Source organism: Bacillus cereus group sp. MG9 (assembly GCF_040459995.1).
Classification (GTDB): Bacteria; Bacillota; Bacilli; order Bacillales; family Bacillaceae_G; genus Bacillus_A; species Bacillus_A mycoides.
The window spans coordinates 1,988,070-2,011,575 of record NZ_JARVHC010000001.1; the positions used below are offsets into that span (position 1 = coordinate 1,988,070).

The following is a 23,506-nucleotide window of genomic DNA, read 5'->3' on the forward strand; positions in this document are numbered from 1 at the left end:
AACTTATATGAATAATAAACCAAATACAAAGGTGGACGGAAAGGGCGATACTCTATAAGTGAGCGCACAATCCTTCCACTAAGTTCAAACTAGGGAGGATATCAATTTGGATCAAAATATTTTAGAATCTTTCGGATGGGATTCTTTTTTTGAAGAACAAGCTGTAGAGAACTATGAAGTAGGGCGTATTTTACTTGAGCATAAGCATATATATCGGATTATTTGTAATGATGGTGAATATGTAGCGGAACTGTCTGGGAAGTTTCGTTATGAAGCGTTAACGAAGGGAGATTATCCGGCAGTTGGGGATTGGGTATATATAAAGAAAATAGAAAATGAGAAAAAGGCAATTATTCACCGTATTTTTCCGAGAAGAAGTTCTTTTTCAAGACAAGAAGCTGGTAACAGAACTGAAGAACAAATTATCGCAACAAATGTAGATTATCTATTTTTAGTGAATGCACTTAACCATGATTTCAACGTAAGAAGGATGGAACGTTATTTGCTGGTGGCTTATGAGAGCGGTGCAATGCCTGTTATTGTTTTAACGAAGAGTAGTTTATGTGAAGATGTGGAACAGAAAATTGCAGAAACTGAAGCGGTAGCAATCGGTGTTCCTATATTTGTTGTTGATAGCTTAGTGTACGTCGGAATAGAATCATTACAACAATTTGTCTCACCAGGAAAAACAGTTGCTTTAGTTGGATCTTCAGGTGCAGGAAAATCTACTTTGTTAAATGCATTAATAGGAACAGATGTAGCAAAAACCGGAGATATACGTGAAGAAGATAGTAAAGGAAGACATACGACAACTCACCGTGAATTGTTCCAATTACCGAGTGGCGGTTTAGTAATTGATACTCCTGGTATGAGGGAACTTCAGCTTTGGGAAGGAAGCGCGGCAATTCAAACTACATTTTCTGATATTGAAGATCTTGCAAATACTTGCCGCTTTCGAGATTGTAAACATGAGAATGAACCAGGATGCGCAGTGCATAAAGCAATTGATAACGGGCTAATGACGATAAATCGTTTGCAAAGCTATAAAAAGTTGCAAAGAGAATTGGCGTATTTTATGAGAAAACAAGATGCTATTCTCGCAAGAGCTGAGCGTGATAAGTGGAAGAAGATTTCTAAACAACATAAAAAAATGTAAAAAACCAAAGGACTATTCCTTTGGTTTTTTGTATTTGTAAATTTTATAATAATATTATTCATATATATAGACAAAGGGGGGATATTTGTTTAAACTTTACAAGGTGTTTATCAAAAACGAATTGTAAAAATAGAGGATAGGGAATGGGATATATTCATAATTGGTTATTTATCTTTAAAACTTAATATTTAAATGTAGGAGGTTTATAATGAGTAAACTGTTAAGGTGGTTTCGAGATATAAAAGTAGCAAAAAAGCTATTAATTTCATTTTTGATAATTTTAATTGCAGCTGTCTCTATTATTGGAGGAATGTCTTATCAAACGGCTAAAAAGAATTTTGAATCACAAATTACGAGTAGTGCTCACGATAATATAAAAATATTAGATAATTTAATCAATCAAATGATTGAGGCGAAATTTAACGAAGTAAATAACTTTGCACGAGTGATTCATAGTGATATGTATCAAGGAGATAATCAAGATGAATTAAGAAAGGTATTATCTCAATATATTAATTTGAATAAAGATACTGAACAAGTATATGTTGCCGGCAATGATAAGAAGTTTGTGCAAGAACCAAATATACAAATGGCAGCAGATTATGATCCAACAACTCGTTCTTGGTATAAAGATGCAGTGAGTAAACAAGGTGGAATCGTGGTCACTGAACCGTATAAGGCGAAAGGAAATGGACATATTGTCGTAACGATTGCGAAACAAACAGAAGATAAAAATGGTGTTGTTGCGGTAGATTTAAGTTTAGAGAATTTATTGAAAACAACAAAGTTAATCAATATTGGTAAAAAAGGATATACTTTCATTTTAGATGGAAAACAAAAAATAATTGCGCATCCTCAAGAAAAACCAGGAGATAAAGCAGCTGATTCTTGGGCAAAGAGAATTTACGAAGATAATCAAGGCACTTTTTCATACACGTATGATGGTAGTGAAAAGAAAATGGTATTTGCTACAAACTTAAAAACAGGTTGGAAAATCGGTGGAACGATGTACTCAAATGAAGTAATTGAAGCTGCTCAGCCTGTATTTTATAATATGTTAATTGTTATGCTTATTTCATTAGTTGTAGGAGGGGCACTTATTTATTTCGTAACTCTTTCTATTACAAAACCTTTAAAGAGATTAGTTGCCACTTCTAAAGAAATAAGTGAAGGAGATTTAACGCAAACAATTGAAATTCATTCAAACGATGAAATCGGTCAACTTGCAAAAGGTTTTAATGAAATGACAGATTCACTAAGAACGTTAATTGGAAGAATTAATGATTCGGCCGGGCATGTAGCAGCGGCATCAGAAGAGCTAACTGCGAGTGTAAGACAAGCGAGTGAAGCAACGGAACAAATTACAATGGCAATGGATGAAATATCAAGTGGGGCAACGACGCAAACAGCAAGCGTAGAAAATGGTGCTATGTTACTGTTTGATGTAACAGAAGGGATTCAGCATGTAGCAAATAGCTCATCATCTATTAATACTGCTTCTGCTCACACTCGTGAAAAAGCAGAAGATGGTGGAAAGCTAGTTGGAAAAACAGTAAATCAAATGCAATCTATTGCGGAATCTGTTTCACAGTCAGATGCTGTTATTCAGTTGTTGAATAACAAATCAAAGCAAATTGGTGATATTTTAGAAGTTATTCAAAATATTGCAGATCAGACAAATCTTCTAGCTTTAAATGCAGCAATTGAGGCTGCAAGAGCTGGTGAGCATGGAAGAGGCTTTGCAATTGTTGCTGATGAAGTACGAAAATTAGCAGAACAATCTAGTGTATCATCAAGTGAAATTAGTAAATTAATTTGTGAAATACAAGATGATATGAGTAAGACAGTAAAATCTATGAATAATGTAAATGAAGAAGTGCAATCTGGACTTGTTATTGCAAATGAAACAAAACAAAATTTCACTGAAATTTTACAATCTACAAATGAAATTGCTAACCAAATTAAAACGATGGTTGAAACAGCTAATGGGATGTCAAAAGGTGCAAATGAAGTATCTATTTCGGTTGGTCAAATTGCTATGACGGCACAAAATAATGCGACGAGTACACAAAGTGTTGCAGCGTCAGCTGAGGAGCAGTTAGCTTCTATGGAAGAAATTGGTTCTGCAGCTGGTACACTATCTCAAATGGCTGAAGAGTTACAAGTATTAATTGAAAGATTTAAAGTATAAAAAGAGGAGGCTGTCTCAAAATAGCATTAGTGCTATTAGAGACAGTCTTTTAGCTGATAAACGGATTAGAGGTTCAATGTATTTAATGTTTGTCGAAAAATAGAGGAATTTGTTAAGCGGGTGTATAATTAATATAATATAGACTACGTTTAAAGGAGATCAGTATGGGAGTGTATTGGGGAACGAAAAGACATTCTTGGCTTAGCTATGTCTCGTTTTGGTTAAGCATTTTATTCTTTGTTGCTTTTTTAATTGAAGTGTTTGTATTTAAAACACTTTCAAATAGCTCATTACAAATCGTTAAATACTTTTATTTTATATTTGTTCCATTAAATATCATTCTTAGTTTAAGGTTATTATTTAAGAAGAATGAAAAGAAAATATTACCGATTTTTAGTTTAATTGTATCACTATTATTTGCAAGTTTAATTATAGTGTTAGCATTAGCAGCTACAGGAAAAATCTTATGAGGAGAGTGATATAAATTACTCTTCTTTTTTGTGGTTTTTTAAGAGTTATAAGTAGTGTGTAGGAAATAAGGAAAGTGATAAGTTATCAGTAAGGGAACATACTAGTGAATAGAGAGTGAACTGAAAATACTATATGTTTTGTATGTGTTTATAAAGCAAATGAATGCGGTAAGATTTGTGATATATGGTACAATAAACATGGATAGTGATAGAGATAAAGGGTATATAAAATACTCATCGTTTTTTAGTAAGAGAGGGGTTATCTTATGCTATACGAGGATTTGATGACATTATTCCAAGCTGCTCCGATAGAATTAGATAGAGGCGGCTGGAAATATATAATCCAGGAACAAAATGATAATTATGAAATTGTTGATGAAATGTTAAAAAAGCAAATGAATGTTGAATTGTATTTTAATGAGTATGATGAGGTGAAAATCACTTTATATAAAGATGGAAGCCCTATTACTACTATGCAAAGAATTGCTATTTCAAAAGTTGAGTTGGATGAAGAGGAAGACGGCATTCAATTCGTATTGGAACGCATGCCAAGTCGAATGATTCGTTTGCAATTAAAGCCATATCTTGCAGTAGAAATGGGGCCGTACTGGGAAGTATGTGAAGACTGTGAATGAAGATGAAAAACATCCGTATACACGGATGTTTTTTTATGTTTTTTGAAGTTGTTTAAAGGCAATAATCGGTAGTAAAATGATGCTCACCCAACCGATAATAGGGTATAGAATATGAAGTAATTCACTATATCCAATGAAACTAAAGCAATAACTAATTAGTAATATGAAGTAAATAATGTTATTACTTTTCCATCCGGTAATGGATTGCATTTGTTTTGTCATTCCGAATATATTCCCAACTAATGTTGTGAATACTTCACCAAAAATGATAAGAACAAAGAAAAAATGGAAAGTTGCATTAAACCTTCTTACAACTTCAGCCATTGGGATGTTATATTGATAAAATTGTTCAACTGATAATATTGCTAAATGGCTACATAATAAAATAAAGCAAAGCCCCGCACCTCCTAAAATCCCCCCCCATAAAATAGCTTTTCGATCTTTTACTTCACCGGCCAATGGGACGAGAACACTTTGGGCGAGAGAAAGATTTAATGCGACATATGTAATAGGACTAGTGATCCATTTCATATTCCAACTTTCTGTAGGAACGGTGTCCATAATAGGAGTTGTACCATGAATAAAGGTTGTAATAGCAAGTCCGATAATAAAGATCATCATAATAGGTACGACAAGTGTATTTACTTCAAAGACACCTTGTAATCCCCGGCTCCCAATAATGAGACAGGCGATGACTGTGATAAAAATACCAAGTTGTCTCGGGAGGCGAAGTTGTTCTTCAAATACTGCCCCGGCTCCTGATAACATAACGCTCGTTACACCAAATAATACGAGTAATAATAATGTGTTTATAACATTTCCAAATACATCTCCAAATAAATATTTGTTGAAATCTTGCGCTGAAAATGCCCCGATTTGTGAGGAGAGCAACATCATCTTTGTACCGAGCCAAATAAAAAAAAATCCACTTATACATATGCCAATGGTCCCGTACAATCCGTTCACTGTGAAAAATTCAACAATTTCTCGCCCAGTAGCAAATCCAGCTCCAACGACAGTTCCGATATAAGTAGCAGCGACTTTCTTTGCTACTTGCCATTGTTGATTGTCCATGTTATCCCTCTTTCTTCTATGATGAGCTTGACTTACTATTATGCATATGTGTGAGCTTGGACAATTAGACATATGAAGTAGTTGAAAGGATACATGAATTATATGATATTAGGGAAATATTAAGGTTGTTAAAACTTTGTTACATATAAGCTGTTCATTCAAAAGAATAGGGAATGTATGGTAAAATGAAGTTAGGTCATTAAAAGATAGTAACATGATAAGAGGAGTGGATTGTATGAGTACGAAAACGAATGTTGTTGAAGTATTAAACAAACAGGTAGCAAACTGGAATGTATTATATGTCAAACTGCATAATTATCATTGGTATGTGACAGGACCGCACTTCTTTACATTACATGAGAAATTTGAAGAGTTTTATAATGAAGCAGGAACATACATTGATGAGTTAGCAGAGCGTATTTTAGCGTTAGAAGGAAAACCGTTAGCGACAATGAAAGAGTATTTAGCAACTTCAACTGTAATCGAAGGGACAAGCAAAGAGTCTGCAGAAGAAATGGTGCAAATTTTAGTAAACGATTTTTCTGCACTTATTCAAGAATTAAAAGAAGGTATGGAAGTAGCTGATGAAGCTGATGATGAAACATCGGCTGATATGCTATTAGCAATTCATACGACATTAGAACAACATGTATGGATGTTAAGTGCATTCTTAAAATAAACATAAATGGATTAAAGAAAAACTCTATTGAAAAATTCTTTCAATAGAGTTTTTTATAATTTTTCAGTTTTCTTTTATGCTATAATATAGTAAAAAGGAGGCGATACAATGTTTCGCTTTTTCAGAACTGGAAAAGAAGATAGGGAAATTACGAAAGATGAATTAGAACAAGCGATGGCGAAGTTTCTAGAAACGAATGCTAATATCGTTTATACAGTTTTAGTAAATGATGATTACACAGTAAATTATGATTTGTTAAAGCCCTATTTACCTGCATTTCCAACAAATTTTTTTCTGATAACGAAGGAAACGCTTGAAGTATTTGAACATACAGAAGAAAATTTAAACCTAGTTAAAGAAATTGATATCGTACAAAAGGCTGTAGATCAATATGTAACAGAAAAAGAAATGTTCCCAATTGTTGAAGATAGCGAAGATCGCCTCATATGCGGAGTGAAGCTAGGACCATATTTAAATCGTATATTAAAAAGAAACTTATATATTTCAGAAAAGCATTATTTAGTTTCAAGTAAACCAGATAAGAAAAAAAAGAATAGTGGGCAGATGTTATGAGAACAACAACAATAATATTATTGTTGTCTTTTTTTATTAAAATATTGATTTTTCAGTTTATTTAACTTTATACTACAACTAGTGGATAGGAAGGAGTGGTGTATTATGCGTATACATACATTAACTATTAAATATCATTTTGAGAATCAGGTATTGTTAAGTTGAATTGTAGAATTTAACTACTTATACCGTGACCCTAGAATGATAGGAAGATTGGAGAAGCAATTATTATAAAAGGTTACGGGGGAATTCCTATATGGAAAATAATATGACTTATATTAAGTTATTAAATGAAACGTTACATTGTTATGCAAATAAAGGAAGTTTTGAAGCGTATTCTTATATAATGAATAATGCTAAAGATGTAATGGGTAATGAAGCACAAATATATAATTTTAAATATGCATTAGCAAGTGCAGCAGGACTTGAAGAAGAAGCGTTGCATTTAATGAAGAAAGCAATTATAGAAAATGGATTTTGGTACGGAAGTGAGTATTTAATTTCCGATGATGATTTAAAACCACTACATAAATTTGAAGAGTTTCATAGAATGGTTCAATTATGTAAAGAAAGAGAAGAATTAGCAAAGAAATCGGAACAAGCAGACGTGAAATATAAATACAGCAAACAAAATGAAAATCTACTAATAACACTGCATGGGGATCAAGAAAATATACAAATAATAGAACCATATTGGAACTCTGTAATGGAACAAGGTTTTATGCTAGCATTGCCTCAATCTTCCCAAATTCAATTTTCAGATGGATATGTGTGGGATAATATCGAAAGAGGCAGAGAAGAGTTAAAAGGACATTACAATAAGATTAAAGTGAATAAAACATTTGGGAATATTATTATTGGTGGCTTTTCTGCTGGGGCAAGAGTAGCGTTACATTCCATGTTACAAGGTGAAATAGAAGTGAACGGTTTTATTTTTGTGGCACCGTGGCTTCCGGAAATGGAAGAATGGGAAGAGATGATTGGAATATTGCATGATAAAAGCATAAAAGGATATATAATATGTGGGGATCAAGATGAAGATTGTTTTGAAGGTACACAGCAATTTGTAACGTTATTAAAGGATAAAAATATAGAACATAAGTATAAAGTTGTGCCTAACTTAAATCATGATTATCCTCATAATTTTGATGAGTTATTAAAAGAAGCTATTGAATATATAGGAAGCAAAAACAATTGATTGGTAGTAAGAAAAGGAGATGCATCATATGTGATGCATCTCCTTTTCGTTATTATAAATTAAAAGCATCTGCCAATAGGCGATAAGAGTTTAATTTATGTTCAAATTGATGAGTAATCGTGACAATCATAAATTCGTCAGTATTATACGCTTTGCTTAAGTTTAATATTTTTTCTTTCACAGAAGACGGATCACCGACAATCATACGTTGACGATTTTCTTTTATGCGGAATAGATCATAAGCACTATACGAATAATTTTGAGCAGTTTCAATAGAAGGAGTACCAGTAGTCCGTTTTCCTTGTTCTAATAGTAAAATCGATAAATCAAGGCTTGATGCAATCTTCTCCGCTTCTTCATTTGTTTCTCCGCAAATAACAAAAATAGATACGATTGATTTTGGTTTATCACCTAAATAGGAAGGTTGGAATTGTTCTTGGTAAGCCTTCATTACTTCAGGGCCACCGTATCCGTTAATGAACTGTGCAAATGCAAAAGAAGCGCCTTGCTTTGCGGCAATCATTGCACTTTCTCCGCTAGAACCGAGCATCCACATTTCAGGAGATGTTGGGATAACTGGAGTAGCCTTTAAGTTTGCATAATGATGGTTTTCTGGTACTTGATCATGTAAGTACATAGCAACATCTGCAATTTGTTCTGGATATTGATCAAGTGAGACCATTTTACCTTCTTGAAGTGCGCGAGTTGCTATCGGCATACCACCAGGCGCTCTCCCGACACCAAGGTCGATGCGGCCCTTATAAAGTGCTTCTAAAACGCGGAAATTCTCGGCAACTTTATATGGACTATAATGTGGCAGCATAACACCACCAGAACCAACTCTAATACGGTCAGTTTTCGCGGCAATATGTGAAATGAGTATTTCTGGACTTGAACCAGCTAAGCTAACTGAATTATGGTGCTCGGATACCCAAAAACGTGTGAATCCGAGTTTCTCAACTTCTTGTGCAAGCGTAACTGTATGCGAAATAGCTTTGGCTGCTGTGCTACCATCTGAAATAGGTGATTGGTCTAATACACTTAATTTGATCATAGAATATACCTCTCAATCTTAATGTACATCCTATTATATATTTACTTACGAAAAATGCGTAATGAAATGCTCAAAAGGAAAAGTGAATAATTTTTTATCCGCTTTTAATGAGAAAACCCTCGTTCATAATGATTCATTTCGACTAAGTTTAATATATATTCGTAGTTATCAATTTCTAAATGTATTTGCTTGCGTTCTTCTTCAGTTAGTTTAACGCTAGTGAGTTTTTTACATAACTGCTGTTTTTTTAATTCTAAATGTTTTTTTGTAGCCTGATAATCGTAAGTACGTTTCATGTGTATCCACCCTTTCCATACAGTTACTATCTGTATGTTTATCATATGAAGCATGTGGAAGGGGGAGAGCTGCACCTTATGTATTTTTAGTGAATTTTCAAATTGTGGTGGTGTTATGTTTAAGTGAATTTATGAATAAAATGCACTAAACCACTAATTCGTATTTCATGAAGTAAGGGGTGGGATTGTGCAGAAAGATATAATGTTTAACAATGAGATGGATGAAACGTTAAAAGTTATAAATAAGGGATTGAAGAAGACGACACGTCCGAAACAAATCATTGTAGTAGGGGCTGGTATGGCTGGATTAGTTTCGGCATCTTTATTAAAAGCAGCAGGGCATGAAGTGAAGGTTTTTGAAGCGAACAACCGTGTAGGTGGCCGCATAGAGACAGTTAGGATGGAAGATACCGGATTATATTTAGATGTTGGAGCGATGAGAATTCCGTATTCGCATGCATTAACGATGGCGTATATAAGAAAGTTTGGGCTACAGGTGAGCCCTTTTATTAATAGGAATGAGACAGATATTATCTACGTAAATGGTCAGAAAACGACATTAAAACAATACGAAAAAGATCCAAGTATTTTAAGATATCCTGTGGAAATGAATGAAGTTGGGAAAACGTCTGAGGAACTATTAATGTTAGCGGTACAGCCCATTATAAATTTTATAAAAAAGAACCCAGAGAAAAATTGGGATATTGTAGTAAAGGACTTTGGGAAATATTCTACAGGTCAATTTTTAAAATATCATCCTTATCAATATAATACGTATTTTTCGCCAGTAACGATTGAGATGATAGGTGTTCTATTAGATTTAGAAGGTTTTTTAGAAAGGTCATTCGTTGAGACGTTACGATTTTTATACATTATGCAAGAGGAAAGTGGATTTTGTGAAATAATAGGTGGGAATGATAGATTACCAAAGTCTTTTTTACCACAATTAGAAGAAAATATTATATATAATCAAAAATTAATGAAGCTTCATCAACAAGCCAATGGTGTAACAGCCTATTACCGGAACGAGGAAACTTTTGAATATAGTAGTATTACAGGGGATTTAGTTATTGTTACAATTCCTTTTTCAACAATGCGATTTGTAGAAGTAGATCCATTTGATTCGATATCTCATGCGAAGTGGAAAACAATTCGCGAATTGCATTATATGCCAGCTACAAAAATAGGAATTCAATTTAAAAGTCGTTTTTGGGAGGAACAAGGGCAATTAGGTGGGAGAATTATAACAGATCTTCCTATACGTTATGCGTATTATCCAAGCCATGGAATCGGAGAGAAAGGGCCTGCTATGATGTTAGGAAGCTATACATGGTCTTATGATGCGTTGTTATGGGATGGGGTATCAAAGGGGGATCGTATCTATTACACACTACAAAATTTAGCAACAATATTAGGCGGTCAAGTATATGATGAGTTCATGTCTGGAATATCAAAAAGTTGGACATTAGATCCATATGCGCTTGGAGGGTTTGCACTATTTCAAGCTGGTCAAGAATCTGAATTACAGCCAGTCATTGTAAAACCTGAGGGGAGAATATATTTTGCTGGTGATCATACAACGCTGTATCACGGATGGATTCAAGGTGCGATTGAATCTGGAGTGCGTGTGGCGATGGAAGTGAACGATTAAAAAGTTTAAAATTCAGAAATTTCTTTACTGTATAACTTGAGATGGATATTATTATATATAAAAGAATTATAGGGAGTGTTTACAGTGAATCCGTTATTATTCGATTTTCCTTCTGAATTTTATACTGACAGGCTTTTTATTCGAATGCCAAAACCAGGTGATGGTAAAGTTGTATATGACGCAATTCAAGCTTCAATACAAGAATTAAAACCTTGGATGGTCTTTGCACAAAAAGAGCAAACAGAGGAAGAAATAGAAGAGAGTATTAGAAAATCGCATATTCAATTTTTGCAGCGTGAAGATTTGAGACTACTAGTTTTTTCGAACGAAACAGGTGAATTTATTGCATCTGCCGGATTACATCGTATTAATTGGGATATACCTCAATTTGAAATCGGGTATTGGATTGATTCAAGGTTTAGTGGAAAGGGCTATATGGTAGAGGCTGCAAAAGGTATAACAGATTATGCTTTCACTGAATTGAAAGCAAACCGCGTAGAAATTCGTTGTGATTCTCTAAATAAGAAGAGTAGAGCGATACCTGAGAAATTAGGATTTAAATTAGAGGGTACTTTAGAAAGCGCGAGTGTTGCGGTGGATGGAAATGGATTAAGGGATATGTGTGTATTTGCAATGACGAGAAATATATATGAAAAAGAAGAGCTGTAAAGAAACAGCTCTTCTTTTTGTTTATTATGGTACAGGATGTCCATTAGAGCTTTCGAAAATTGTAAACCATTGTTGGCGGTCTAAGTTAACTTTTGTAGCAAGAGCGGCTGTTTTCACACGATCTAATTTACCAGAGCCAACAATTGGCATCATGTTAGCTGGATGAGCAAGTAACCATGCATACATAACAGTATCGATGCTAGTAACACCTAGTTCAGTAGCAACTTTTTGTAAAGTTTCACGTACACGTATGGCACGTTCTGATTGGCCAGTAAAGATTTCACCACCAGCAAGAGGTGACCAAATCATTGGATTGATTCGTTTTTCTTGGCATAAATCAATCGTACCTTTTTCAAAATGCTCCATTTGCATCGCAGATACTTCAATTTGATTTGTAATGAGCGGGAAATCTAAATATGAGCTTAACATATTAAATTGTGAAGGTAAAAAGTTAGATACACCGAAGTGGCGAACTTTGCCTTCTTGCTTTAAGCGTGAGAACGCTTCTGCCACTTCAGTTGGATCCATAAATGGATCTGGACGATGGATGAGCAATACATCAATATAATCTGTATGTAAGTTTTGTAATGAATCTTCCGCGCTTTTTATTATATGTTCAGCACTCGTATTGTAGTGAGCAACATATCGCTCTGGAAATTTAGGTGATGAGGGAGCGATTCCACATTTAGTGATGATTTGCATATTTTCGCGTAAGGAAGGCTTTAATTGTAACGCTTCTCCAAACAATCCTTCACACGTATACCCACCATAAATATCAGCGTGATCGAAAGTAGTAATCCCCAAATCCATACAGTCTTCAATAAAAGAAAGTAACTCTTGCTTTGGCATATTCCATTCTGCTAAACGCCAAAAACCTTGAATAATACGAGAAAATTCTAGCGTTTCGGCCATTTGAACTCGTTCCACTATAAGTACCCCCTATATGAATGAATAATATTTTTGAAAAGGCTTTCTTACTACGTATTATTATATAGTTACAGGGTCGTACATACAATAAATATGTTTTGCTACAAAAACGATTTTTTCTATATGCTATAATGTAGAAACATAGAGCTATAAGGAGATGTAAGGGATGATTCCAGTAACAATATTAACTGGTTTTCTTGGATCAGGGAAAACGACATTATTAAATCGAATTTTATCAGAGGATCACGGCAAGAAATTAGCAGTGATTGTAAATGAAATAGGGCAAATTGGTATTGATAATCAATTGATTATGAATGTTGAAGAAGAAATTATGGAAATGACAAACGGTTGTTTATGCTGTACTGTGCGTGAAGATTTACTTGTTGCTTTAAAACAATTACTGGATGTGAAAGCAGAAGGGAAAATGGACTTTGATGGATTAGTAATTGAAACAACAGGTCTTGCAAATCCAGGTCCGATTATTCAAACTTTCTTTTTAGATCCAGTTATTCAATCTGCATATCAAATTAACGGTGTTGTAACAGTTGTAGATAGCTATCATATACATAAACATTTTGAAAAGGGACTAGAAGCAAAAGAACAAATTGCCTTTGCTGATGTTGTGTTAGTTAATAAATTAGATTTAATTGAAGAAAATGAGAAAGAAAATCTCTTGCATGAACTTCAAGGAATTAACCCGACTGCAAAGTTAATCGAGGCGACTAACTGTGAGGTAGATATTCCATCGTTATTACAAATTCAAACGTTTAAAACGAAAGATACGCTGCAAATTTACCCTCATACAGAACATAACCATCTAGAAGGTGTAAAATCGTTTGTACTACGTGAAGAACGTCCGTTAGATTTACAAAAATTGAATGAGTGGATGTCAGCTGTCGTTCAAGAACTAGGGGAGCATTTATATCGCTACAAAGGAATTTTATCTATTGATGGAGTAGATAAACGTATTGTTTTCCAAGGTGTGCATACGTTATTTGCTGCTTCGTACGATAGAGAGTGGCAAGAGGGCGAAGAGCGGGTAAGCGAAGTAGTTTTCATCGGAAGAGATATTAATAAAGAATGGTTCCAAGAACATTTTGAAGAATGTGTGAAATAAGTTTGCGTAAATCGCAGGCTTATTTTTTATGAGCATTTTAATGAGATAATACTAGATTACAAAAATGAAGTATATAAGGGAAAGAAATTAAAAATAGAAAACATAACATTGATAAATGCATAATAAAAAGCCTGTTTTCACAGGCTTGTATTTTCATCTATAAGTAATTCCATTACAACACCTACAACTGGACCTTCGTCATCAATATCCCCATTTAAACGGAAGCCAAATGACTCATATAGTCCCATTGCGTGTTTGTTGTCAGGATGTAAACTTAAATAAATTATTTTACATTCGAATTTTTCTTGCAAGAATTGAATTAGTAAGCGAAGGAAACGTTTTGCGTATCCTTTTCCTTGAAATTGTTGGTCAATCATAAAACGATCTAACCATACGCTTTCATGTTTTTGGGAATACCAACCGTACATTGCGTATCCAACGAGTGTTTCTTTGTCATATAAGGCTACTGACGTTCCGTTTTCTTCATATAATGATTCCGCTAAAGAAAACGCATTGCTTTCAATAAACTGCTGCTGGTCTTTTGCTACGTCTAAAGCAGCAACTGAACGCCAATTATTTGCTGTTACTTCACAAATGTGAAGATTCATAGTTCCAACTCACCTTCTAAATTAGTATAGCTTACAAGCTAATATGGATAATTCTACTTGTTATTTCGATCAAGTCAAGGATAAATACATAAAAAGGCAGCTGAATGACATATTCAGCTGCCTAGAAAATATAGTTGATTAGTTTGTTGCTTCTTTTAAAGTATTTACGTTTTCTTCCATTAATGTGAAGTAATCTTTATTGTTCTTTGCATCATCCTCAGAAATAGTAGCAAGGTGATTTAAGCGTAAAATTTTTGTACCTGTTTCTTTTTGAATAACTGATGCTACTTTTGGAGTAGAGAATGTTTCAAATAAAATATATTGTAGACCGTGCTCTTTTACTGTTTTTGTAATGTCAGCAAGCTGTTTTTGAGATGGTTCATCAGATGCTGAAATTCCAGCGATTGGAATTTGTTTCAAACCGTATCGTTGTTCCCAGTAGCCGTAAGCTGCGTGTGAAACTAATATTTCTTTCGTTTTTGCATTTGCAACAACTGCTTTAAATTGATCATCTAAATCAGTGAATTTTGTTTGTAGTGCTGCAAAGTTTTTTTCGAACTCTTTTTTATGTTCAGGCTGTAATTCTACAAGTGCATTTTTAATTTTTTCTGCTTGTTTCATCGCAAGAGTAGGATCTATCCAAACGTGTGGGTCTTTATCGTGATGATGTTCATCTTCTTTATGACCGTCTCCATGATCGTGCTGCTCTTCTTCAGATGAAGCACGAAGTTCGATATCTTTAGATGCATTTACAATTTTCACGTTTTCTTTTTTTAATGATTTTTCCATTTTTTCGGCAAATGGTTCTAATTCTGCGCCGTTATAAACAAATAAATCGGCTTTTGCCACTTGTACAGTCTGCTTTTGACTTGGTTCAAATGTATGAGAATCCGCACCAGGTGGGTAAATTGTTTCTACATTTACATAATCACCACCGATTTTTTTTGCAAAGTCAGCGAGCGGGAAAATGGTTGTATAAACAGAAAGTTTCCCATCTTTTTTCGCTGCACTATCTTTGTTGTTAGAACATCCAGCAAAGATGAGTGTGAAAATAAGCATAAATGAAAATAGAGCTAATTTTTTAGGCATATAATTCTCCTCTTTTCTTTTTTACAATTATATTTTCTCCAAATATAAGAAGAAAATATCGTTTTAATACAAAACGGAATAATTACGTTTTAGTTTGCGAACCTAGTATAATACATCTTTATGAAAGTTGCAATAAATAATAATCATTACGATTTGATTTTGTAATAAATCTGTCAAAAAGAAAGGTATTAATTTTTATGATTGGTGCATATGTGACAATGTTACTTTCATATATTGGGAGGGAGCAGAAAAAAGGGGATGAGCGCTTGGGTTACTTCATGGAAGCTATCTTATTAATACTTGCGGTTGTTTTGCCATTATCTTTTGTTTTAATTTTTTTAAGAAGACTAATAAGTAATTTAGGGGATGCTACAACAATTACAAAATTGCCAGCGGAAGAAAAAGAAGAGAAAAAAGAGTAAGTAAAGCACTATGCATACGCATAGTGCTTTACTTATGGTAAAATGGGAGAACGGAAACTCCTGTTAGCGACGATTAGCTATAGGAGAGAATAGTAAATAAAGAGGTATACACATATATGAATAAGCGAACAGCGTTAGTACTTGGCGCAAGTGGGTTAGTTGGACAAGAAATAACGCGACTATTACTTGACTCAGATTACTACGATTCGGTTACTATTTTTGTAAGGGAACCATTACAATTACAGCATGAGAAATTGCAACAGAAACAGGTGGATTTTTCAGTATTAGAGGAATACAAAGAATTTTTTGCAGTAGATGATGTTTTTAGTTGCTTAGGAACAACGATAAAAAAAGCGAAGTCGAAGTCGAATTTTAAAAAAGTAGATTATGAATATACATTACGAGCTGCCTGCTTAGCTGAAAAACAAGGCGTGCAAAATTTTCTTGTTATTTCATCAATGGGAGCAAAACCTAAATCATTTTTCTTTTACTCGCAAGTGAAGGGGAAAATGGAAGAGGAGCTGAAAAAGCTAGTTATTGGTGGCATACATATTTTCAGGCCGTCATTATTAGTTGGAAATCGACAAGAATATCGTTTTGGGGAAAGAATGGCTGAGAAATTATCTCGTATTCTTCCGTTTATATTTAAAGGGGCTTTTAAAAAGTATAAACCAATTTCAGCTAAAGATGTGGCGAAAGGAATGTATATAACAGCGCTACGTGAAGAATCTGGTATTCATATTTATAGTTCAAACGATATTATAGAAATAAAATAAGTAAAACCGAGAAGAATAATTTCTCGGTTTTATTTATTAGTTTTAATTTTCCCGGGTGCTCGTCGGTACTGATATGGTTCTTTTAATTCAAAGCCAAGTTCATTGGCAGCTATTCTTGGGAAGTATGGATTACGAAGTAACTCGCGTCCGATAAAAATTAAATCTGCTTCGTTATTATTTAAAATTTGCTCTGCTTGTGATCCGGTTGTAATTAATCCTACCGCACCAGTCGCGATGTCAACATGCTCCTTAATATGTTTAGCATATTGTACTTGGTAACCAGGATACACATCAATATGTGCGGGTACAATAGCACCAGAACTACAATCGATTAAATCTACCCCTTGTTCTTTCATCCATCCTGTATACTGCACATAATCTTGAACCGTTAACCCGTCAGGATGATAATCATTTGCTGAAATACGAACAAATAACGGTCCGTTCCAAACTTCATTTACAGCATCGATGATTTCGCGTAAGAAACGATAGCGATTTTCAGGTGAGCCCCCGTATTCATCAGTCCGCTTATTGGAAAGCGGAGAAAGAAATTCATTAATAAGATAACCGTGAGCACCATGTAATTCAATAACGTCAACCCCCGCTCGTTTAGAGCGTAAAGCTGCTTTTTGAAAAGCAGAAACAGTTTCTTTAATTTGCTGTTTATTCATTTCTACTGGTATTTTCATTCTATCGTTAAACGGAATTGCTGAGGGAGCGAAAGCATCTGTTTCTAATTCAGCCTTTCTTCCGGCGTGAGCGAGTTGAATGGCTGCTTTTGCACCGTTATTATGTATAAATGTTGTCGTTTTATGTAAGCCTTCAATTAGATTATCATCCCAAATGCCTAAGTCTTTGTTAGAAATTCGTCCTTCAGGTAACACAGCTGTTGCTTCAATCATAACTAAACCTACTTGGCCAGCAGCCCTGGTTCCATAATGGACGAGATGAAAATTAGTTACTTGGCCATCCTCATTTTCTGATGAATACATGCACATAGGTGACATAATGATACGGTTTTTTAGCGTAACGTCCTTAATTGTATAAGGTGAAAAGAGTTGAAACTCCATCAAATATCCCCCTTGATTGAATTTTCTTACATTGTATCATCCTCTTTTTTGTTTCCCTAATAAAACGCTTATACGAAAAATTTCGTCTATTCGTGTTACAATAAATAATATGTAATGAATTGGAGGATGACATATGTACCAGGCTTATTATGATAGTGAATTAGGTTTGTTAGAAATTACAGCGAACGAAGAAGGAATTACGTCTGTTATATTTGTTGAAGAAAGAAAAGAAGAACATAAAAATGAATTTGTTGAACAATGTATAAATGAATTGGATGAATACTTTGAAGGAAAAAGAAAAGAGTTTACAGTTCCATTGTCTGCTGAAGGAACACCATTCCAAAAGAATGTATGGGATGCACTTTACACTGTTCCGTATGGCGTAAGTGCTTCATATTTAGATATTGCGGAGAAGGTTGGGAATACGAAAGCTGTACGAGCGATAGGAGGGGCAAATAGCCGGAATCCAATTTCAATTATCGTTCCATGCCATCGTGTAATAGGAAAGAGTGGAAAACTTGTTGGGTATGCGGGTGGTTTATGGAGGAAAGAGTGGTTATTGAAACATGAAGGTATTTTAAATAAATCGTAAGAAACAACCTTTGGAACGAGGGAGTTAGCTCGGCTGTCCTAAGACAAATGCGTTAGCTATCAAAAGTAACGATGAACCGAGAAGCCCCCACTTCGGGGTAAGCTCGTAAGAGATACTAAGTGGTGGGTAGTTCACAATGAAGTATGGATGGAAAGAGGGATTGTTTTGAAATGTATAAATTGTGGGCGACCTTGTATTAATGATCAGCTGAATTGTGCAAATTGTCAACGAAACTTGCATAATGAACAAGGTGAAGAAAGCTCGCTAATAGACAAAGAATTAGAAGTATATGTAGGGAGACAATATCCATATTACAAAAGAAAATGGGAGCTTGAGAATAAGCGAATTGCTAGGTGGAGCTGGAATGGTCTGGCTGCTATTTTCAATGTAGGTTGGCTTGGATATCGTAAGTATTACTTACCTGCTGCTTTATTCATACTGTTATTAGTAGCATGTGATGCATTTTCTTATTATATGGGGTTCAACGTAGCATTGCCAATTATTAATATGGTACCTCTCACGTTTTTATTACTCGTTTTCATTCTATTTGGGATGGGGATTTTTGCAAATGGATTATTTTATCAATTTGCAGAAAGGCGTATATATCGAATAAAAGCACGGGGAATTAAAGATGAATCGGTTGAAAATTATCTCATCCGTGATAGTGGTGGAACGAGTAAAATGGGAGCAACAATCGTTACTATTTTAGCAGTTGCTAGTATTTTTTTCAGTCATTTCTTTTTTCCGACTGATCGAGATATTATACAAAAAGTACGTACAAGTTCGCTTTATGAATATCCGTTCTTTTCGATTGGTGAATCGTTTGAAAGCTATTTTCAAAATTCAGGGTGGATATATTATCGTGGTTCGGAAGGTATGGAATTAGTAGAATTTCAAGGATACAGCCCAGGGATGCCAAAACAAAAAGTTACAATTCAATTTATTGTTGATTATAAATTGAGTGAAATTGAGCCATATTCCCTTACGATTAATGGTGAATCTAAAAATGAAGAAGAGTTTTTGAAGATGATGGAAGAAATATTCAAGGTTCAAAATCCGTTTGAAATAGAGGATGGATTGCAAGTAAATGCTATTCAACAAAGCGGAGGGAAAGCAATTTCTGACCGCTTTTTTTTCTTTTTATGAAAATAAATATTTAAAATAATCAGAATTTTTTGTATAATAAAATATATTATACAAGTTTTAACTTATACATATAGATTGGGGGAAGGAAGAATGAAGAGAAAGGTAACAACGATTGCTGCACTTGCGTTATCGACTAGTGTACTGGTTGCGGGATGTGGGAATGGGGAGAAGGCTTCGACAACGAAGAAAGAATCAAGTAAGGGAATGGCAGATAAACAAGTTTTAAATTTGCTAGAAACAGCTGAAATTCCTTCAATGGATACATCTAAATCAACAGATTCTGTATCTTTCCGTGTATTTGTAAATGCAATGGAAGGATTATATCGTCTAGATAAAGATAATAAACCAACTCCAGGTATGGCCAAAGACGTGAAGATTAGTGAAGATAAAAAGACATATACATTTGAATTACGTGATGCAAAATGGTCAAATGGTGATCCAGTTCGAGCACAAGATTTTGTATATGCATGGCAACGTACATTAGATAAAGCAATAGCAGCAGAATATGCATTTATTTTATTTGATGTGAAAAATGCACAGAAAGTAAATAAAGGAGAAGTACCGTCGGATCAATTAGGTGTTAAAGCGAAGGATGATAAAACGTTGGTAGTAGAATTAGAGCAACCAGCACCTTATTTCCTTGAGCTTACTTCGTTCCCTACATTCTTCCCATTAAATGAAAAGTATGTAAAAGGACAAGGGGATAAATACGGATTAGAAGCAGATAAATTATTGTACAATGGACCATTTACAATGAGTGAATGGAAACATGAACAAAGTTACCAGTTAAAGAAAAACCCAAATTATTGGGATAAAGATGCTGTAAAATTACAAGAAATTAATGTGGGTATAGTAAAAGAGACAAGTACTGGGGTAAATTTATATGATAGTGATCAAGCAGACCGTGTCATTTTAAGTTCTGAGTTTGTAGACAAATATAAAAAGAATAAACCAGATGAATTTAAAACGAAGCTAGACCCACGTATGTATTTCCTACGTTTTAATCAAAAAAATGCAACGTTTAAAAATCAAAAGGTTCGTGAGGCGATTGATTTAGCGTACGATAAAAAAGGAATTGCGGATGTAATTTTGAATGATGGATCATTGCCAGCGTATTTCTTAGTACCTGAAAAGTTTACGACAGGACCAGATGGAAAAGACTTCCGTACTGTAAATAAAAATTTCCGTGACAGTAAAGATAATGCTGCGAAAGCAAAAAAACTGTGGGAAGAAGCGAAGAAAGAACTTGGTCAAGATACAATTACAGTAGAATTACTAAATGATGATAACGGTAGTCGTAAAAAAGTGGGCGACTTTATTAAAGAAGAATTAGAGAAAAACTTACCTGGTATTAAAGTGAATTTGAAGCAACAACCATATAAGCAGAAGTTAGATTTAGAAAAGAAATTTGAATATGAATTCTCATTATCTGCATGGAGTCCAGATTATCCAGACCCAATGACATATATTGATATGTTCGTTACTGGAAGCTCATTTAATGAAATGGATTATTCAAATCCGAAGTACGATGATTTAGTAGCAAAATCAAAAGGAGAACTACTAAAAGATGACGCAGCACGCTGGAAAGCACTTGCAGAAGCTGAAAAAATCTTAATTGGTCAAGATGCTGCAATCTCTCCTACGTACCAACAAAGTACAGCTTACTTAGAGAAGACGTATGTAAATGGTATTGCTAACCATACGTTCGGTGGCGACTTTAGTTATAAATGGGCATATATTACAAAGAAATAGTATAATAAAAGATGAGTGAATTTTCGCTCATCTTTTATTTGTTTAGGGAGGAACGTGGAGTGTTGAAAGGAATCAATCATCTTTGTTTTTCAGTATCAAATTTAGAAAACGCTATTATGTTTTATGAAAGAGTGCTAGAAGGAGAACTATTAGTTAAAGGGAGAAAACTTGCATATTTCAATATATGTGGAGTATGGATAGCGCTGAACGAAGAGGCACATATTCCAAGAAAGGAGATTCATCAATCTTATACGCACCTCGCATTTTCTGTTGAACAAGAAGACTTTGAACGCTTACTGCAGCGATTAGAAGAAAATAAAGTTCATATTTTACAAGGAAGAGAGCGTGATGTGAGAGATTGTGAGTCTATATATTTTGTTGATCCTGATGGTCATAAATTTGAGTTTCATTCAGGGACGTTACAAGACCGTCTAAATTATTATAGAGATGAGAAACCTCATATGACATTTTACTAAGGGGGGAAGAAGTTGCATGCACTTGTAATTGGTGGAACAGGAATGCTAAAGAAAGTTTCTTTGTGGCTTTGTAATCAAGGGTTTCATGTTTCTATTATTGGACGAGATAGTACGAAATTGGAAAATGTTAAGCAAGGGAGTTCTGTGCCGGGAAATATTACGTGCCTTTCTTTAGATTATCAAAATGACGATGATCTAAAGCGATCTATTACAAATACAATTGAACAGAATGGTCCAATTACATTAGTTGTTGCATGGGTACATTCGAGTGCTAAGCATACATTACGACTCATTTGTAATGAGGTTGAATTGTCATCGAAAAAGTACAGTTTATTTCATATATTAGGTAGTAGTGCATCGCGTACGAAGTCGCAAAAAATAGGTGGGGCATTATGTAGCTATTATAGAATTATATTAGGGTTTATTTTAGAAGATACATATGCAAGATGGCTTACTCATGAAGAGATTGCTGACGGAGTTATAAAAGGAATTGAAAGTAAATGCACAGAATGGATTGTAGGGAGAGTAGAGCCGTGGGAATCGCGGCCAAAATGGTAAGGGGGCATGTGAAATGAAGACAACGGTATATGTAACAAGGCACGGTGAGACAGAATGGAATGTAGCAGGGCGGATGCAAGGACGGAAAAATTCAGCATTAACAGAGAATGGTATGATACAAGCGAAACAATTAGGGGAGCGTATGAAGGATTTACCACTCCATGCCATATATAGTAGTCCAAGCGAAAGAACGCTTCATACTGCTGAATTGATTAAAGGGGAACGCGATCTTCCAATTATAGAAGATGAACGTTTCTATGAAATAAACATGGGGATATGGGAAGGGCAAACAATTGCTGACTTGGAAATGCAATATCCAGAAGAAGTACATTTATTTTGGAATGAACCACATCTTTTTCAGTCAACATCAGGGGAAAACTTTGCGGCCGTTCATAAAAGAGTAATTGAAGGGATACACTTTCTTTTAGAAAAGCATAAAGGAGAAAACATTTTAATAGTTACTCATGCTGCAGCAGCGAAATTACTCGTAGGGCATTTTGCAGGTTTTGAAATTGAACATGTATGGGAAGAGCCATTTATGCATAGCGCGAGTCTTAGTGTGATTGAATTTGATGAAAACCGTGGTAAAGTAAAACAATTTGCAGATATAAGTCATTTTCAGTAAACGTAAAAAAGGTCGCAAAGCGACCTTTTTTTGGTGGACATAAAAAACTAGCAATTACGTTTTTTATACCAGAAGTGATCGAATTTTTTATTCTTGCAAGAAGAAGACTTGTGTCTGCTATCTTTGCAATCATTCCATTTGTGCCCGTCATCGTGACAGTCTTTACCATGATCACAGTCATCATCGCAAGAGCGACCGTGTCCGTGAGGGAAGAATTCGCATTTTTTACAGAAACTTCGTTTTGTCCAGAAAAATTTCTTTTCAAAGCGTATGCATTTTGTAACGAAAGTACAATGTTTTCTGCGAGTACGTTTTGTAACTAAAACGCATTCTTTTCTACGAGTAACTTTTGTAACGAACGTCCATTTTTGAACGCGCACACGAGTACATTTTGTAACGAACGTCCATTTTTTTACATGCGTACATTTTGTAACGAAAGTACAATGTTTTACGCGAGTACATCTTGTTCTTGGACATTTACGCCCTGTTGTACATTTACGTCCTGTTGTACATTTACACCCTGTTGTACATCTATGATGAGAGAATTTATCATCATCGCACTCAAAAGTACTTGGATCTTGGTGTAAGAAATCCTCCATCCCTGCACTTTTGATTTCTTCAACAGCTTTTCTAATATCACGTTTCATAGAAATCCTCCTTATCGTGTATTAAATTGAAAAGGTATTCTTTTTCCTTAACATGATA

25 protein-coding genes and 1 pseudogene are annotated in these 23,506 nt (G+C 34.6%); 18 read left to right on the forward strand and 8 right to left on the reverse strand.

Going from position 1 to position 23,506, the window contains the following annotated elements; all coding sequences use genetic code 11:
• Positions 1-106: 106 nt before the first annotated feature.
• From rsgA to QCI77_RS10100, 4 genes are all read left to right on the forward strand, one after another.
• Positions 107-1,156: a ribosome small subunit-dependent GTPase A gene (gene rsgA / locus QCI77_RS10085; protein ID WP_353824855.1), complete on the forward strand. Its 1,050-nt coding sequence runs from the start codon at positions 107-109 to the stop codon at positions 1,154-1,156.
• 208 nt (positions 1,157-1,364) lie between these two features.
• Entirely contained in the window at positions 1,365-3,347 is a 1,983-nt protein-coding gene (locus QCI77_RS10090) for a methyl-accepting chemotaxis protein (protein ID WP_353824856.1), read from the forward strand.
• Between the two features lie 164 nt (positions 3,348-3,511).
• Positions 3,512-3,817 carry a hypothetical protein gene (locus tag QCI77_RS10095; RefSeq protein WP_002064965.1) on the forward strand — a complete coding sequence of 102 codons (306 nt, stop codon included), beginning with the start codon at positions 3,512-3,514 and terminating at the stop codon, positions 3,815-3,817.
• Between the two features lie 266 nt (positions 3,818-4,083).
• Positions 4,084-4,452 carry a DUF3979 family protein gene (locus tag QCI77_RS10100; protein ID WP_002086098.1) on the forward strand — a complete coding sequence of 123 codons (369 nt, stop codon included), beginning with the start codon at positions 4,084-4,086 and terminating at the stop codon, positions 4,450-4,452.
• Between the two features lie 33 nt (positions 4,453-4,485).
• On the opposite strand, the gene QCI77_RS10105 is transcribed toward QCI77_RS10100, so the two are convergent.
• Entirely contained in the window at positions 4,486-5,526 is a 1,041-nt protein-coding gene (locus QCI77_RS10105) for a YkvI family membrane protein (protein WP_060752116.1), read from the reverse strand.
• 235 nt (positions 5,527-5,761) lie between these two features.
• Between QCI77_RS10105 and QCI77_RS10110 the strand changes: the two genes are divergently transcribed.
• From QCI77_RS10110 to QCI77_RS10120, 3 genes are all read left to right on the forward strand, one after another.
• Positions 5,762-6,205 carry a Dps family protein gene (locus QCI77_RS10110; RefSeq protein ID WP_002012416.1) on the forward strand — a complete coding sequence of 148 codons (444 nt, stop codon included), beginning with the start codon at positions 5,762-5,764 and terminating at the stop codon, positions 6,203-6,205.
• 108 nt (positions 6,206-6,313) lie between these two features.
• Entirely contained in the window at positions 6,314-6,778 is a 465-nt protein-coding gene (locus tag QCI77_RS10115) for a DUF3939 domain-containing protein (protein WP_000488199.1), read from the forward strand.
• A 256-nt stretch (positions 6,779-7,034) separates the two neighbouring features.
• Positions 7,035-7,976, forward strand: a complete 942-nt coding sequence (locus QCI77_RS10120) for an alpha/beta hydrolase (RefSeq protein ID WP_002189348.1) — start codon at positions 7,035-7,037, stop codon at positions 7,974-7,976.
• A gap of 52 nt (positions 7,977-8,028) precedes the next feature.
• On the opposite strand, the gene QCI77_RS10125 is transcribed toward QCI77_RS10120, so the two are convergent.
• Together QCI77_RS10125 and QCI77_RS10130 are read right to left on the reverse strand one after the other, a co-directional pair.
• On the reverse strand, positions 8,029-9,030 hold the full coding sequence (locus QCI77_RS10125; RefSeq protein ID WP_088032614.1) for an LLM class flavin-dependent oxidoreductase: 1,002 nt from the start codon (positions 9,028-9,030) through the stop codon (positions 8,029-8,031).
• Between the two features lie 104 nt (positions 9,031-9,134).
• Positions 9,135-9,326, reverse strand: coding sequence for a DUF3896 family protein (locus tag QCI77_RS10130; RefSeq protein WP_002012420.1), 192 nt, complete (start codon positions 9,324-9,326; stop codon positions 9,135-9,137).
• Between the two features lie 187 nt (positions 9,327-9,513).
• On the opposite strand from QCI77_RS10130, the gene QCI77_RS10135 reads away from it, so the two are divergent.
• Positions 9,514-10,977 (forward strand): flavin monoamine oxidase family protein, encoded by a 1,464-nt coding sequence (locus QCI77_RS10135; RefSeq protein WP_353824857.1) that lies wholly within the window; start codon positions 9,514-9,516, stop codon positions 10,975-10,977.
• Between the two features lie 84 nt (positions 10,978-11,061).
• Positions 11,062-11,646, forward strand: coding sequence for a GNAT family N-acetyltransferase (locus QCI77_RS10140; RefSeq protein ID WP_060752113.1), 585 nt, complete (start codon positions 11,062-11,064; stop codon positions 11,644-11,646).
• Positions 11,647-11,670: 24 nt separating this feature from the next.
• On the opposite strand, the gene QCI77_RS10145 is transcribed toward QCI77_RS10140, so the two are convergent.
• Entirely contained in the window at positions 11,671-12,573 is a 903-nt protein-coding gene (locus tag QCI77_RS10145) for an aldo/keto reductase (protein WP_353824858.1), read from the reverse strand.
• A gap of 166 nt (positions 12,574-12,739) precedes the next feature.
• On the opposite strand from QCI77_RS10145, the gene QCI77_RS10150 reads away from it, so the two are divergent.
• Positions 12,740-13,690 carry a CobW family GTP-binding protein gene (locus QCI77_RS10150; protein ID WP_002086082.1) on the forward strand — a complete coding sequence of 317 codons (951 nt, stop codon included), beginning with the start codon at positions 12,740-12,742 and terminating at the stop codon, positions 13,688-13,690.
• Positions 13,691-13,827: 137 nt separating this feature from the next.
• Here the strand turns inward: QCI77_RS10150 and QCI77_RS10155 are convergent, their stop codons facing one another.
• Complete coding sequence (locus QCI77_RS10155) at positions 13,828-14,298, reverse strand: GNAT family N-acetyltransferase (protein ID WP_044444227.1); 471 nt, start codon at positions 14,296-14,298, stop codon at positions 13,828-13,830.
• Between the two features lie 138 nt (positions 14,299-14,436).
• Entirely contained in the window at positions 14,437-15,387 is a 951-nt protein-coding gene (locus QCI77_RS10160; protein ID WP_088032623.1) for a metal ABC transporter substrate-binding protein, read from the reverse strand.
• A 197-nt stretch (positions 15,388-15,584) separates the two neighbouring features.
• Here QCI77_RS10160 and QCI77_RS10165 point away from each other — a divergent pair, with 197 nt between their 5' ends.
• Together QCI77_RS10165 and QCI77_RS10170 are read left to right on the forward strand one after the other, a co-directional pair.
• Positions 15,585-15,809 (forward strand): hypothetical protein, encoded by a 225-nt coding sequence (locus tag QCI77_RS10165; protein ID WP_002012427.1) that lies wholly within the window; start codon positions 15,585-15,587, stop codon positions 15,807-15,809.
• 116 nt (positions 15,810-15,925) lie between these two features.
• Entirely contained in the window at positions 15,926-16,585 is a 660-nt protein-coding gene (locus QCI77_RS10170) for an oxidoreductase (protein ID WP_002031464.1), read from the forward strand.
• Between the two features lie 29 nt (positions 16,586-16,614).
• On the opposite strand, the gene namA is transcribed toward QCI77_RS10170, so the two are convergent.
• Positions 16,615-17,652: an NADPH dehydrogenase NamA gene (gene namA, locus QCI77_RS10175; protein WP_088032624.1), complete on the reverse strand. Its 1,038-nt coding sequence runs from the start codon at positions 17,650-17,652 to the stop codon at positions 16,615-16,617.
• A gap of 133 nt (positions 17,653-17,785) precedes the next feature.
• Between namA and QCI77_RS10180 the strand changes: the two genes are divergently transcribed.
• The 6 genes and pseudogenes from QCI77_RS10180 to QCI77_RS10205 all read left to right on the forward strand — a co-directional run bounded on the left by QCI77_RS10180 (position 17,786) and on the right by QCI77_RS10205 (position 22,801).
• Entirely contained in the window at positions 17,786-18,244 is a 459-nt protein-coding gene (locus QCI77_RS10180) for a methylated-DNA--[protein]-cysteine S-methyltransferase (RefSeq protein WP_002186074.1), read from the forward strand.
• A 165-nt stretch (positions 18,245-18,409) separates the two neighbouring features.
• Positions 18,410-19,409, forward strand: a pseudogene (locus QCI77_RS10185) (DUF2628 domain-containing protein).
• Between the two features lie 71 nt (positions 19,410-19,480).
• The gene (locus QCI77_RS10190; RefSeq protein WP_060752105.1) at positions 19,481-21,142 is read left to right on the forward strand and encodes a peptide ABC transporter substrate-binding protein; all 1,662 of its coding nucleotides are present in this window, start codon (positions 19,481-19,483) and stop codon (positions 21,140-21,142) included.
• Positions 21,143-21,201: 59 nt separating this feature from the next.
• Positions 21,202-21,618: a FosBx1 family fosfomycin resistance bacillithiol transferase gene (fosB, locus tag QCI77_RS10195; protein WP_002126995.1), complete on the forward strand. Its 417-nt coding sequence runs from the start codon at positions 21,202-21,204 to the stop codon at positions 21,616-21,618.
• A 12-nt stretch (positions 21,619-21,630) separates the two neighbouring features.
• The gene (locus QCI77_RS10200) at positions 21,631-22,176 is read left to right on the forward strand and encodes a short-chain dehydrogenase (protein ID WP_353824860.1); all 546 of its coding nucleotides are present in this window, start codon (positions 21,631-21,633) and stop codon (positions 22,174-22,176) included.
• A gap of 13 nt (positions 22,177-22,189) precedes the next feature.
• Positions 22,190-22,801, forward strand: a complete 612-nt coding sequence (locus tag QCI77_RS10205) for a phosphoserine phosphatase 1 (protein ID WP_002012438.1) — start codon at positions 22,190-22,192, stop codon at positions 22,799-22,801.
• Between the two features lie 47 nt (positions 22,802-22,848).
• On the opposite strand, the gene exsB is transcribed toward QCI77_RS10205, so the two are convergent.
• Positions 22,849-23,448 carry an exosporium protein ExsB gene (exsB, locus tag QCI77_RS10210; protein ID WP_353824861.1) on the reverse strand — a complete coding sequence of 200 codons (600 nt, stop codon included), beginning with the start codon at positions 23,446-23,448 and terminating at the stop codon, positions 22,849-22,851.
• Between the last annotated feature and the right edge of the window lie 58 nt (positions 23,449-23,506).